At 43.0% G+C, this 14,154-nt stretch carries 14 protein-coding genes; 9 read left to right on the top strand and 5 right to left on the bottom strand.

What is annotated here, in order from left to right; all coding sequences use genetic code 11:
* Positions 1-4 precede the first annotated feature (4 nt).
* The 7 genes from secF (at position 5) to pgpA (ending at position 5,755) form a co-directional block, all read left to right on the top strand.
* On the top strand, positions 5-973 hold the full coding sequence (gene secF, locus PR683_RS11385) for a protein translocase subunit SecF (protein WP_004914625.1): 969 nt from the start codon (positions 5-7) through the stop codon (positions 971-973).
* Between the two features lie 380 nt (positions 974-1,353).
* Positions 1,354-1,803, top strand: a complete 450-nt coding sequence (nrdR, locus tag PR683_RS11380; protein ID WP_004914623.1) for a transcriptional regulator NrdR — start codon at positions 1,354-1,356, stop codon at positions 1,801-1,803.
* Between the two features lie 5 nt (positions 1,804-1,808).
* A complete protein-coding gene (gene ribD, locus PR683_RS11375; RefSeq protein WP_198635072.1) occupies positions 1,809-2,924 on the top strand; it encodes a bifunctional diaminohydroxyphosphoribosylaminopyrimidine deaminase/5-amino-6-(5-phosphoribosylamino)uracil reductase RibD in 1,116 nt (371 codons plus the stop codon).
* Between the two features lie 90 nt (positions 2,925-3,014).
* Complete coding sequence (gene ribH / locus PR683_RS11370) at positions 3,015-3,488, top strand: 6,7-dimethyl-8-ribityllumazine synthase (RefSeq protein ID WP_004905531.1); 474 nt, start codon at positions 3,015-3,017, stop codon at positions 3,486-3,488.
* A gap of 103 nt (positions 3,489-3,591) precedes the next feature.
* Complete coding sequence (gene nusB / locus PR683_RS11365) at positions 3,592-4,008, top strand: transcription antitermination factor NusB (protein WP_004914619.1); 417 nt, start codon at positions 3,592-3,594, stop codon at positions 4,006-4,008.
* Between the two features lie 243 nt (positions 4,009-4,251).
* Positions 4,252-5,235 (top strand): thiamine-phosphate kinase, encoded by a 984-nt coding sequence (thiL, locus tag PR683_RS11360; RefSeq protein WP_004914616.1) that lies wholly within the window; start codon positions 4,252-4,254, stop codon positions 5,233-5,235.
* Between the two features lies 1 nt (position 5,236).
* On the top strand, positions 5,237-5,755 hold the full coding sequence (gene pgpA / locus PR683_RS11355; RefSeq protein WP_109911879.1) for a phosphatidylglycerophosphatase A: 519 nt from the start codon (positions 5,237-5,239) through the stop codon (positions 5,753-5,755).
* A gap of 406 nt (positions 5,756-6,161) precedes the next feature.
* Here pgpA and PR683_RS11350 read toward each other — a convergent pair whose 3' ends face one another.
* The 5 genes from PR683_RS11350 to fixA form a co-directional block, all read right to left on the bottom strand.
* Positions 6,162-7,487, bottom strand: a complete 1,326-nt coding sequence (locus PR683_RS11350; RefSeq protein WP_231136785.1) for an MFS transporter — start codon at positions 7,485-7,487, stop codon at positions 6,162-6,164.
* An 80-nt stretch (positions 7,488-7,567) separates the two neighbouring features.
* Positions 7,568-7,855 (bottom strand): ferredoxin-like protein FixX, encoded by a 288-nt coding sequence (gene fixX / locus PR683_RS11345; RefSeq protein WP_004914610.1) that lies wholly within the window; start codon positions 7,853-7,855, stop codon positions 7,568-7,570.
* Entirely contained in the window at positions 7,852-9,138 is a 1,287-nt protein-coding gene (gene fixC, locus PR683_RS11340) for an FAD-dependent oxidoreductase FixC (protein WP_004914606.1), read from the bottom strand. The genes fixX and fixC overlap by 4 nt, the downstream gene beginning before the upstream one ends.
* A gap of 54 nt (positions 9,139-9,192) precedes the next feature.
* Positions 9,193-10,134, bottom strand: coding sequence for an FAD-binding protein (locus tag PR683_RS11335; RefSeq protein WP_123382494.1), 942 nt, complete (start codon positions 10,132-10,134; stop codon positions 9,193-9,195).
* An 11-nt stretch (positions 10,135-10,145) separates the two neighbouring features.
* Entirely contained in the window at positions 10,146-10,916 is a 771-nt protein-coding gene (gene fixA, locus PR683_RS11330) for a putative electron transfer flavoprotein FixA (RefSeq protein ID WP_109911882.1), read from the bottom strand.
* A gap of 511 nt (positions 10,917-11,427) precedes the next feature.
* Between fixA and caiT the strand changes: the two genes are divergently transcribed.
* Positions 11,428-12,945, top strand: coding sequence for an L-carnitine/gamma-butyrobetaine antiporter (gene caiT / locus PR683_RS11325; RefSeq protein ID WP_117162857.1), 1,518 nt, complete (start codon positions 11,428-11,430; stop codon positions 12,943-12,945).
* A gap of 34 nt (positions 12,946-12,979) precedes the next feature.
* Complete coding sequence (caiA, locus tag PR683_RS11320) at positions 12,980-14,122, top strand: crotonobetainyl-CoA dehydrogenase (protein WP_004905499.1); 1,143 nt, start codon at positions 12,980-12,982, stop codon at positions 14,120-14,122.
* Positions 14,123-14,154: the final 32 nt, after the last annotated feature.

Raw genomic sequence — 14,154 nt, 5'->3', positions numbered from 1 at the left:
CGTTGTGGCACAGGATTATACTGTTGAACAATTGAACTATGGCCGTAAAGTTTATGACTTTATGCGCTGGGACAACGTTGCCTTTAGCATTTCTATCGTATTACTGATAGCTTCTTTTGTGATTATTGGCGTCAAAGGTTTTAACTGGGGCTTAGATTTCACCGGTGGTACGGTAATTGAAATCAACTTAAGTCAGCCAGCTGATTTGGATAAAATTCGTGATAGCTTGTCTAACTCGAATCATAAAGATCCATTAATCCAAAACTTTGGTAGCAGCCGCGATATCATGATCCGTATTCCGCCAATTGAAGGCACTGCTGGTCAAGAAGTCGGTAAAGAAATTATCACGATTATCAACCAAAATGTGGATGATAAAGCAACCGTAAAACGCATTGAATTCGTGGGGCCAAGTGTTGGGGCTGAATTAGCGCAAACAGGGGCTTTGGCTCTGTTAACTGCGTTGATTTGTATCCTAGTCTACGTTGGTTTCCGTTTTGAATGGCGTTTGGCCGCGGGTGCCGTGTTATCTCTTGCGCATGATGTGGTGATCACTTTAGGTATTCTGTCTTTGTTCCATATAGAGATAGATATGACTATTGTGGCATCATTGATGTCAGTTATTGGTTACTCACTGAACGACAGTATCGTTGTATCAGACCGTATCCGTGAAAACTTCCGTAAAATACGCCGTGGTACACCGTACGAAATCATGAACGTCTCTTTGACGCAAACATTGAGCCGTACCATCATGACATCAGCCACCACATTATTAGTGGTTCTGATGCTATACCTGTTCGGTGGCGCAATGTTAGAAGGCTTCTCATTGGTTATGTTAATCGGTGTAACTATCGGTACTATCTCATCTATTTATGTGGCTTCTGCATTAGCACTGAAGATGGGTATGAAGCGTGAACACTTGATGCAAGCGAAAGTCGAAAAAGAAGGCGCAGACCAAGAGTCATTACTGCCTTAGTTTTAAAAATGATGAGTAACTAAGCCAATTAGCACTCAAAATAGTTCGTGTTGTAGGTAGGCGGCAAGTGTAATTAATCCCTAGGAGCATACAAAAGTATGTGACTAGGGTTCATAAGCGATGCCAATACCCCTACAACGGGAATAATAAAGAGTTAAGCCAATTAGTGCTCAAAATAGTTCGTGTTGTAGGTAGGCGGCAAGTGTAATTAATCCCTAGGAGCATACAAAAGTATGTGACTAGGGTTAATAAACGATGCCAACACCCCTACAACGCGAAATATGAAGAGCAACGAGAACACCCTAGGAGGCATCTTCTAGGGTGTTTTTTCTCGCACAGTAGGGTAAACTATCTCCCCCTAAATAGATTCAGGAAACGCTATGCACTGCCCATTCTGCTCAGCTGTAGATACGAAAGTTATTGACTCGCGTCTGGTCGGTGAAGGGTCCCAAGTCCGTAGACGCCGCCAGTGCTTACTTTGTCATGAACGCTTCACCACTTTTGAAGTCGCTGAGCTTGTCATGCCTAGAGTCATTAAAAGCGACGATATTCGTGAACCTTTTGATGAAGAAAAGCTTAATCGAGGTATGCAAAAGGCATTAGAAAAACGGCCTGTAAGTTCTGATGACATTGAGCAAGCTATTATTTCTATTAAATCTCAGCTTCGGGCTACGGGGGAACGTGAAGTTCCGTCTAAATTGATTGGTAGTTTGGTTATGGATGAACTGAAAAAGCTCGATAAAGTTGCCTATATCCGTTTTGCTTCTGTTTACCGCAGCTTTGAAGATGTGCGCGAATTTGGCGAAGAAATCGCTAAATTACAGGATTAACGCCAATGATTGAACAAGACAACATGTATATGGCTCGTGCTTTTGAATTGGCACGAAAAGGGCGTTTTACTACATCACCTAATCCAAATGTCGGGTGTGTGATTGTGCGTGATGGTGCCATTGTCGGTGAAGGGTATCATCAGAAAGCAGGGGAACCTCACGCTGAGGTTCACGCATTGCGTATGGCAGGAGAAAAAGCGCAAGGGGCAACAGCCTATGTCACCCTTGAGCCTTGTAGTCATCACGGCCGCACTCCGCCTTGTGCAGAAGCACTGATTAATGCAGGTGTAAGCCGAGTTGTAGCGGCGATGCAAGACCCAAATCCTCAGGTTGCAGGCCGTGGTCTGTATATGTTGTCGCAAGCAGGAATTGAAACACGTAGTAATGTTTTATTAGACGATGCCGAAGCGGCGAACCGTGGCTTTTTAAAACGTATGCGTACCGGGTTTCCCTATATCCAGTTGAAACTTGCTGCTTCGCTTGATGGCAAGACCGCCCTTGAATCTGGGGAAAGCAAATGGATTACCAGCCCGGCAGCTCGCAAAGATGTACAAGCTCTTCGAGCCGAGGCAAGTGCTATTTTAAGTACGAGCAGCACGGTTGTTGCTGATGACCCTTCTTTAACGATACGTTGGAATGAGCTCCCATCAGATATCCAACAAGTGTATCCAGAAAGCCAAGTACGCCAACCCATTCGTATTGTGCTAGATAATCACAATCGAGTGACTCCTGACCATAAAGTTACTCAATTAGATGGTGAATGTTGGTTAGTGCGCTCAACCCCAGATGAAAATGCGGTATGGCAAGGAAAAATTGAGCAAATCGCTATTCCAGCAGATGAAAACGGCACCGATCTGGTTATTTTGATGATGCAGCTGGCTAAACGTAATGTGAATAGCATTTGGGTTGAGGCGGGAGCAAAACTCGCAGGCTCATTACTTAAGCTAGGTTTAGTTGACGAACTGATTGTCTATATTGCACCTAAATTATTAGGTGACAGCGCTCGAGGTTTGGTGGACTTTCCGCCGCTTAACGCCCTTGTTGATGCGCCAAAATTTGAATTTACAGAAGTGAAGCAAGTCGGGCCAGACCTTCGTGTCAGGCTTCGTCCCGTATGGTAATTGGTTTTTTTGAAAATCATACGTACGATACACGAAAGAATGTGATAAAATCCGCGCCCCGCGGGTTATAATTAATATTAGAGGAAGGCTATGAACGTAATTAAAGGTGTTGTTGCTGCTCCACAAGCGCGTGTTGCTATCGCTATCGCTCGTTTTAACAACTTTATTAATGATAGTCTGCTGGAAGGTGCTGTTGATGCGTTAGAACGCATTGGTCAGGTTTCAAATGACAATATTACAATTGTGTGGGTTCCAGGCGCTTATGAGCTGCCATTGACCACAAAAGCATTGGTTGAAACGAATAAATATGATGCAGTGATTGCACTAGGTACTGTGATTCGTGGTGGTACTGCTCACTTTGAATACGTTGCAGGTGAATGTAGCTCAGGTTTATCTCATGTTGCGATGAACAGTGAAGTTCCAGTGACTTTTGGTGTGTTAACCACTGAAAATATTGAACAAGCTATTGAACGTGCGGGTACTAAAGCAGGTAATAAAGGTGCTGAAGCTGCACTGACAGCACTTGAAATGATTAATGTAATTAAGGCCATCAAAGGCAAATAATACACAATTTGCTCTATGTTGCTGTTTTTTCGCCACCACGGTGTAGATTACGCAATGCAACAAGTGTTTATTGTGTACAGTTTTTAAATTTAAGGGGAATCTTGTGAAACCTGCTGCTCGTCGCCGCGCTCGTGAGTGTGCTGTACAAGCCATTTATTCATGGCAATTATCTGGCAATCCAATTGCTGAAGTCGAATATGAGTTTATTGCTGAACAGGACATGTCAGACGTCGACGTAAACTATTTTCGTGAACTGTTATCAGGTGTTGCGACTAACGCAACAAAACTAGATCAACAGATGGCGCCTTATTTATCTCGTCAGCTCGAAGAGTTAGGGCAGGTAGAAAAAGCGATTTTACGCGTCTCCATGTTTGAATTAAGTTTCCGTGAAGATGTACCTTATAAAGTCGCAATCAACGAAGGTATTGAATTAGCGAAAGTTTTTGGCGCAGAAGATAGCCATAAATTCGTTAACGGTGTATTAGACAAAGCTGCACCTGCGGTACGCCGTAAAAAATAATAATATCAGGGTTCCCTCCTGTAGCACTACGGTAATAAATAGGTAGCCTGGGTTCCAGTCTACCTTTGTGTTTATATGCTCGCGATATTTCAATGGCCGGTGAGCGAAGAATAATTGCAGCCAATTAGATAGACTCTTCAGGTTAGCAATTCAGTGCTATTTACCTATTATTGAATTATTAGGGTGTAAATTATTTGCTTCGTCTTAAACGAAAATAGATATAGCGAAAACGGAAAATCTACCATGTCATATGGCGAATTTGACCTCATCGCGCGTTATTTTAACCGTCAAACCACTAACCGACGTGATGTTAATATCGGTATTGGGGATGACTGTGCGTTGATGACCATTCCAGAAAAACAGCAACTTGCTGTAAGCACTGACACTCTCGTTTCTGGTATTCATTTCCTACCAACCATTTCACCAGCTGATCTTGCTTATAAATCATTAGCATCTAATTTAAGTGACCTCGCAGCGATGGGCGCAGACCCTGCATGGGTTTCTTTGGCAATTACATTGCCTTGTGTTGATTGTGATTGGTTACAATCTTTTAGTGATAGTTTGTTTGAACAGCTTAACTATTATGGCATGCAATTAATTGGTGGTGATACAACCCGAGGCCCTATGAGCTTGACCTACACGGTTCATGGCTTAGTGCCAAACGGCAAAGCGATGTCCCGTGCGGGGGCGCGTAATGGCGATTGGATTTATGTAACGGGGACTCTCGGTGATAGCGCTGCTGGCCTTGCTATTTTACAAGATAAACTGAATGTTAAAAATGTAGAACATCAAGAATGGCTAATTGCGCGCCATTTACGTCCACAGCCACGGATTTTACAAGGCCAAGCATTGAGAAACCTGGCTTCTTCTGCGATTGATATTTCTGACGGTTTAGTTTCTGATCTCAACCACATCTTGAAAGCGAGCAGTTGTGGTGCGCGCATTAATTTAGATGCATTGCCTCAATCAGAAGCGTTGAAACAAAGTTGTAGTATCGAACAAGGGCGTTTATGGTCTTTGAGTGGTGGTGAAGACTACGAACTTTGCTTTACCGTTCCTGAAATTAACCGTGGAGCGCTAGAGATGGCACTTGCACACACAGGCTCAGGCTTTACGTGTATTGGGCAAATTAAGCCGCAGTCTGAAGGAATTAGCTACTTTTGCAATAACCAAGAAGTTGATGTAAACCTAAAAGGTTTCGATCATTTTGTTTCGGAAGGTGCATAGAATGGCTAGTCGCCAAGAAAAAGCAGAAGCAAAAAAACGGCTGAATATGCGTAATCCTTGGCACTTATTGGCTACAGGATTTGGTAGCGGCCTTTCACCTATTGTGCCAGGCACAATGGGCTCTCTTGCTGCGATACCTTTCTGGTTATTAATGGCCAACATGCCAATTTGGAGCCTGTGGGTGCTTATTATCGCGGGTTTTTGGATTGGTTGCTTAATTTGTCAGCGCACTTCCGATGATATGAAAATTCATGACCACGGCAGCATTGTTTGGGATGAATTTATCGGGATGTGGATTACTCTCATGGCGATCCCAGTTGTTGATTATGAATGGGTCATCACCGCCTTCTTTATTTTCCGCATTTATGACATGTGGAAGCCATGGCCGATAAGGATTTTTGACCGAAAAGTCAGCGGCGGTTTTGGCATCATGATTGACGATATTATTGCGGCAATTTTTGCTTATGTGACTATTTGGTTGTTGGTATGGTATGACATCATGCCATTCTCTACCAACTAAATACGCGTCATATTTTGCGCTGTGGCGTTGTTGGCCGCACTTGGTTACCCGAATCACATACTTGTGTATGCTCATCGGGATAACCTCGATTGCCGCCTAGCCACAACACAAACTATTTAGCGTATAAATACGTGTCATATTTCAAATTGTAGGGGTGTTGGCTTCGCTTATTCGCCCTAGTCACATACTTGTGTATGCTCCTAGGGTCTTATTCGCTTGCCGCCTACCTACAATCTGAACTATTTAGCGTATAAATACGCGTTATACTTCTTACTGCCACTGCGTTACCCTAGTTACATACTCTTCTATGCTCCTAGGGATTCGTTTCTCTTGCTGCCTTGGTGCAGCACGAATTATTTAGCGTATTTGATGTGATTGTTTATCGTAGTAACTTCTTTTACTTCTCTTATGTCTTTTTGCGCCGGATACCCATCACTGAGGTTTGTGCTAGGGTTAAGCCTTTGGTTTCTGGTGCAAATAGGATCGAAACGATCAGTCCAAGCAAAGAAACGCCTGCACCCATCAATACCACCGAACTGACACCGTATTTAGTGATAAATAGCGGTAATGCCCATGTTGAAAAAATAGTGCCAATACGGCTGATAGACATAATGACCCCAACGGCAGAGGCACGAATATCGGTTGGAAACAGTTCGTTAGGGTAAAGCCATTGTAAAATACCGGGTCCCCCTGAGAAAAAAGCGTAAATCCCAAACATGATAATCACAAGGCAAATACCAAGGTTTGAAAATAGCCCAAGTATGGCAAGTGCGAGGGTCATAATGGCAAAGCTACCAATCAATAATGGTCTCCGTCCCATTTTATTCAGCCAATACATCGCAGGTAAGCAACCTAGCATAAAGAATAAGCTGATAACTACGTTACCGAGTGCAGCGTTTTTTCCTTGATCCCACCCCAACTGCCCAACGATTTGTGGTCCAAAGGTGTAAATTGCAAACATCGGGATTACTTGGCAGGTCCAAATAATGGCGGTAAATAGGACGAAAGAAAAATGCCTCTTAGTGAATAATTGAAGAAAGTGTGTTTTTTGTTGTTCTTCGGCTTCAAATATTACGGGTTGGCCAAATAACTTTTCCATCATTTTTTCACATTCTTTAACGCGCCCTTTGCGAATCAGCCAAAGAGGTGATTCAGGTAAATCAAAACGACCAATCAAAATAATAATACAGGGGATCACTGAGCTACCAAGCATCCAGCGCCAGCCATCTTCCACGTCATATAGCATATAGCCGACGAGATTGGCACAGGTGGCACCGACATACCACATTGCTGCAATAAACCCGACAGCAAATGCACGTTGTTTGGTATTGGAAAATTCGGTGATCATTGACGTTGCAATTGGGTAGTCTGCACCTATTACAATCCCGATTAAGAACCGCATGATAAGCAGCTCCATCGGTGTTGAGACAAACATGGTCGCGACTGAAATGGCACCAATGGCAACAATATCAATTAAAAACATTTTACGACGACCGACTTGGTCACAAATATAGCCAAATAGAGAAGTACCAATGAATAGGCCTGCCAATGTTGCAGCACCCAATAAGCCAATCCATTCACTACTTAAACTTAATACGGGGGTGAGTTGTTCTAATGCAACGCCGATCAGGACTAATACATAACCATCCAGAAAAGGCCCACCGCTACCCCACAGCATGATCCGTCGGTGAACGGAGGAAAATTGAATATCATCAAAACTTTTTGGTTTCATTATGGGTGTGTCCCTGATCAGCGCAAATAAACGCTTGAAAACTCTCGAAGTTATTAGCTTCGAGAGCGATGCTAAATAAATCAGCCGTAACGAAATTCAATACCGAAAGTGCCGCGTGGGTATTCCCACTTTTCTAATGCACTATCTAAGCCAAGAATGCGGCAGGTTCCACATTCGAGACAGCCGGCATAATCGAAACGTACTGAGCCATCTTCTTGTTTTTTATATAATCCCGCAGGGCAAGCTTTAGTTAATGTGTCGAGCACATTCATATCTGGATGCTCTTTTATCACAATATGCGGGTTTTCTTCATCGACATTAAATTTATTAATACCGAGTTTGACATCAACGTTGACTGGATTACTCATATTGCTCTGACTCCTTTAATTCCATCCTTGAGCAAGTTCATAAAGCCCACTTTTTTCGCGTGTTGTAACATGGTCTTACGTAAAGGCACAGGAGCTTCATCTGAAATCGTGAAGAGTTTTTTTGCAATACCAACCGCCATTTCTGGGTAAGCAGAAAACATGCGCGGGTTATCCAAAAACTCAGGCATTTTTTGGTACATTTTCATGTCCCGCAGTGGGCCTTCGTTGAGCAGTGTGAGGTATTGATTTAAATTTTGTTTGCTGAAATCGTCAGTTTTCATTGCGCTAAGTACCGCTTTTGCTGCCGCTTCACCTGAAGCAACGGCTAAGTCCATACCTCGAATAGTAAAACCTAAATTCATACACATACCCGCGGCATCACCAGCAATTAATACACCATCACGAACCAATTCGGATTGCATTTTTAAACCCGCTTCAGGGACGACGTGCGCGGCATATTCGACCATTTTTCCACCTTCAATCAAAGGTGCAACAGCCGGATGTTGTTTAAAGTCTTCAAGCATTTGCGGAACAGATTTTTTAGCATCTTTAATATGGTGTAGGCCGCAAACTAAGCCGAGTGAAACGGTATCTTCATTGGTATAGAGGAACCCACCGCCCATCAAGCCATCGGTTGGTGAGCCAGCAAATAGCCAAGCAACACCTTCTTTGTCTTTAAGGTTAAAACGGTTAGCTAAGACATCTTTTGGTAGTTCAATGAGCTCTTTTACACCAACAGCGACATGTTCTGCATTGACGCGTTTAGTCATGCCAAGTTGTTCAGCCAGCAGTGAGTTGACGCCATCCGCTAAAATGACCACTTTAGCTTCAAGTACATCACCATCAGCCTCAACACCAACTACCTTGCCATCACGTTCAACTAACTTATCAACTCGAATACCCGTAATACACTGTGCACCAGCATTTTCGGCCTGTTCAACTAGCCATGGATCCAATTTACCGCGTAGTACAGACCAAGACGTTTCATCAGGGCTTTGTTCTGAGCCATTTTGGAAATCAACTGTAACAGCGCCAGTTTCGGTCATAAACGACAGTTTTTCGCGTGTGATCATGCGCTCAATAGGCGCTTCTTGGGTAAAGCCTGGAATAATGCGTTCTAAGCTATGGGCATACATTCGCCCACCTGTTACGTTTTTGCCGCCCGCGTAGTTTCCTCTTTCGATTAGGAGAACTTGCGCACCTTCACGGGCAAGCACCAATGCAGCTACAGAGCCAGCTAGACCTGCGCCTACAATGATTGCATCAAAAATATCATCGGACATAGTTTCTCCAAAGGTCACGAAAACAGTGAGGAAAATGCCTCACTGTTATTGAGTTTATTTCGCCAGTTGTTGCGTTAACGCAGGTAAGATTTTGAACAGATCGCCAACGATCCCGTAGTCTGCAAATTGGAAAATAGGGGCGTTTTTATCTTTGTTGATTGCGACGATCGTTTGTGCGCCATTCGCACCGACCATATGTTGAATCTGCCCTGAAATGCCGACGGCAAGATAAAGTTCAGGTTTGAGCATTAAGTTAGAAATACCCACATAGCGCTCATGTTCCATCCATTTTTCATTTTCTGCGACTGGGCGAGAACAAGCGATTTCAGCACCGATGGTATCGGCAAGCGTTTTGGCAATCGCAATGTTTTCTTGGCTACCAATACCTCGCCCGACACTGACAACTAAGCGTGCCTTGTCTAATTCCACTGAGTTACCTGCTTTTTTCTGAATCGAGGTACGTACAATAGATTGTTTTGGTTCGACCCATTGTGTAGCTTGAGCTGTGCCGCTACGTGATGCATCACTTGGGGCTGCTTCAAATGTACCAGAGGTAAGGGTTGCAATTGAAAATGCGCTATCTAGGGTCTCTTGGCCGAAGGCTAAGCCACCATAAACCATATGTTTAATCAGCGGTTTTTCAGATTCAATTGTGATTGCGGCGGCATCATTGGAAACCGCGGCTTGTAGTTTCGCGCCTAAGCGTGCTGCAAGTAATTTTCCTCTGCGGGTATTTGGTAACAACAGTAAACCGTTATCGCTTTGTTGTTTGATGGTGGAAACCATCGTGTCCGCATAGTCTTCAATAATGCGGTCATCGGGTTTACCTGTTAATAGAAAGACTTGCGAAGCGCCAAGTTGGAAAGCTTGTGCGCTTTGTGCTTCATCAAGGGCAAAAACATTCACTTGCTCGCCAAGCGAGAGGGCACCACCGATAAGTTCAGGTAAGCGAGAAGTCATATCACTAAATACCCAAACGGTTGATAATTTGCTCATAACTCCTCCAATTAAATAATTTTTCTTAAATGTTCAGCAAATTGCGCAATTTGGTCATCGCCATCACCTTCAATGATGACCCGCTGGCGGACTTTTTGTTTCGGCGCGGCGATAGATTGAGACGATAATGCGGCAACGTTATCTAAGCCAATATCTGCCATCGTCCAGGCTTGGACGGGTTTTTTAGCGGCACCTAAAATGGCTTTCATTGAAGGAATAACAGGAACGTTAATGTCGGAGGTTACAGCGATAATGGCCGGTAATGGCATGGATAGCGTTTCAATTTCATCTTCTAGCTCACGTTCTACAATGACCGTATCAGCTGTGATGGAAACAATTTTTTTCACACCATTGATGGCAGGAATTTGCAGCGTTTCACCTAATAAAATGCTCACTTGTTGTGCATTGAGATCTGCGGAGCCATCACCACAAATAATTAAATCGAAGCCCACTTTCTGTGCCGCTGCACCAAGGGTAATGGCAGTTTGATGGGGAAGTGCATGCTCAAGTTGGTCATCAATCACAACAACGAGCTCATCTGGGCCACGCGATAGCACATCTTTACGTGCTTTCATATTCGTGAGTGCTTTACCACCAATACTTAACGCAATCACTTTGCTGTCAGCTTGCTGTGCTTTTATTTGATTAGCGGTTTCAATTGCATTTAAATCATATTGACTGATTTTTGTATCGGCACGTGAAAAATCTAAAGAACCATCTGCGCTATTTACAATAATATCTTGTTCATCAGGAACAGATTTATAGCATGTAATAATATTCATTACATCTCCTAAAATAATATTAATAAATATGATCCGTTTCGGTTTCGGATTATATAATTATCATGAACTGGATATTTAAAAATAAAACCTAAGTCACCAATATTGAAAACCTTAAATTAAAGTGGGTTTAAATATTCATACTGATACCCTACTCACCAATACTGTAAAAATCATCTAGTTATCAATGAAATGTTCAATATTGCTACTGGAATCACCAATACTGAAGGTATTTAATAACATTAACGTTACACAATATTTTATCTCTATGTATTTATTGGTGTTTTAATTATTAAAGTTAATAACAATTATTTATCACGAATAATATTGTGACCTTAATAACAGAATTGTTTATGGGGACTAGACATGATTTGGATAGAATTTGAATTAATACTTAATTAGGTTTGTTGGGATTTAATAATAAATATAAGTTTTAAATGCATATAGATATTAGGTAATGAGAATAATATCTATTTTAAAACTTATATATTAAATAATAAATTGGGACCGAACTATGAGCAAAGAAAATAAAAAAGGTGGGATCGAACCGAAGGTTTTTTTTCCACCGTTGATCATTGTTGGACTACTGTGTTGGTTAACTGTTCGTGATTTAGATGCGTCAAATGAAGTTATCAACCAAGTTTTCAGCTATGTCACCAATGTGTGGGGCTGGGCATTTGAGTGGTATATGGTTGTCATGTTTGGTGGCTGGTTTTGGTTGATTTTAGGGCCTTATGCGAAGAAGCGCTTAGGGGAAGAAAAACCTGAGTTTAGCCGAGCAAGCTGGATTTTCATGATGTTCGCATCTTGTACTTCAGCCGCCGTACTTTTCTGGGGTTCGATTGAAATATTCTACTATGTATCTGCGCCTCCATTTGGTTTTGAGCCTTATTCAAATGAAGCGAAAAATATCGGGTTAGCCTATAGCTTATTCCACTGGGGACCGCTCCCATGGGCGACTTATAGCTTCTTATCGGTCGCATTTGGTTACTTTTTCTTCGTTCGTAAAATGGATGTTATTCGCCCAAGTAGTACGCTGGTTCCATTAGTGGGTGAGAAACACGTAAATGGCTGGTTTGGAACCATTATTGATAACTTTTACTTGGTCGCATTGATTTTAGCAATGGGGACGAGTTTAGGGCTAGCGACACCGCTGGTTACCGAATGTATTCAATACCTGTTTGGAATTCCTCATACTCTTGAGCTCGATGCCATCATTATCTTCTGCTGGATCATCCTGAATGCAATTTGTGTGGCTTTTGGTTTGCAAAAAGGGGTGAGAATCGCCAGTGACGTCCGTAGCTACTTGAGTTTCTTGATGCTGGGATGGGTATTTATTGTTGGCGGCGCTAGCTTCATTGTGAACTATTTTACCGATTCTATCGGGGTTCTAATGATGTATATGCCACGCATGTTGTTCTATACAGATGCAGTCGGCAAAGGCGGTTTCCCACAAGGTTGGACCGTGTTCTATTGGGCGTGGTGGGTAATTTATGCCATCCAAATGTGTATTTTCCTCGCACGTATCTCTAAAGGCCGTACCGTCCGTGAGCTGTGTATCGGTATGGTAGCAGGCTTGACGGCAGGAACTACGCTAATTTGGACAATATTAGGTAGTAATACCCTACAACTGGTAGACCAAAACATTATTAACATTCCAAAGCTGATCGAAGAGTTCGGCGTCGCACGCGCCATCATTGAAACATGGGCTGCTTTACCTTTGAGCACTGTAACAATTTGGGGCTTCTTCATCCTCTGCTTTATCGCCACGGTGACACTGATCAACGCGTGTTCTTACACACTTGCGATGTCAACTTGTCGCGCAGTTAAAGATGGCGATGAGCCACCGTTATTAGTGCGCATTGGTTGGTCTGTCTTAGTTGGCGTTATCGGCATTGTCTTGCTGGCTTTAGGCGGATTAAAACCAATTCAAACCGCGATAATTGCCGGAGGATGCCCACTTTTTTTCGTCAACATCATGGTAACGCTCTCCTTTATTAAAGATGCCAAAGTGCATTGGAAAAATGACTAATTTATTCAAAAACAACATGTAAGAGGTTATTGATATGGATTTTAGATTGAATGATGAGCAGGAACTGTTTGTCGCAGGGATCCGTGAACTGATGGCCAGTGAAAACTGGGAAAGCTATTTCGCCGAATGTGACCGAGACAGTAAATATCCTGAACGCTTTGTCAAAGCCTTAGCGGATATGGAAATCGATAACCTGCTGATCCCAGAAGAACATGGCGGCTTAGATGCAGGGTTTATCACCGTTGCTGCGGTATGGATGGAGCTTGGTCGCCTAGGTGCACCAACCTATGTGTTGTATCAATTACCGGGCGGTTTTAATACGGTGCTTAGAGAAGGAACTCAAGAGCAAATTGACAAAATCATGGCGTTCCGTGGTACGGGTAAACAAATGTGGAACTCGGCGATCACTGAACCGGGTGCAGGATCTGATGTTGGTAGCCTACAAACCACCTACCAACGCCGTAATGGCAAAGTGTATTTGAACGGTAGTAAATGTTTTATCACCAGTAGTGCTTACACACCATACATTGTGGTGATGAGTCGCGATGCGGATTCACCAGACAAACCTGTTTTCACCGAATGGTTCTTAGATATGAGCAAACCAGGTATCAAGGTGAATAAACTTGAAAAGCTGGGTTTACGCATGGATAGCTGTTGTGAAATTACTTTTGATAACGTCGAACTGGATGAAAAAGACATGTTTGGCCGCGAAGGTAACGGTTTTAACCGTGTAAAAGAAGAGTTCGACCATGAGCGTTTCTTAGTGGCATTAACTAACTATGGTACCGCGATGTGTGCGTTCGAAGATGCGGCGCGTTACGCTAACCAGCGTGTTCAATTCGGTGAAGCCATTGGTCGTTTTCAGTTAATTCAAGAAAAATTTGCACATATGGCGATCAAGCTCAATTCAATGCGCAACATGTTATATGAAACTGCATGGAAGAGTGACAACGGATTGATCACCTCTGGTGATGCAGCAATGTGTAAATACTTCTGTGCAAATGCGGCATTTGAAGTCGTGGACTCTGCGATGCAAGTACTCGGTGGTGTAGGAATTGCAGGTGAGCACCGAATTGCCCGTTTCTGGCGTGACCTTCGTGTGGATCGCGTATCAGGTGGTTCAGATGAAATGCAAATACTGACATTAGGCCGTAGCGTACTGAAACAATACCGCTAATAACTGAACGTAATGGGATGGTTTTCAAGAGA

Source organism: Providencia sp. PROV269, assembly GCF_028477785.1.
GTDB lineage: Bacteria > Pseudomonadota > Gammaproteobacteria > Enterobacterales > Enterobacteriaceae > Providencia > Providencia rettgeri.
This window is presented reverse-complemented; position numbering and strand designations above follow the sequence as displayed.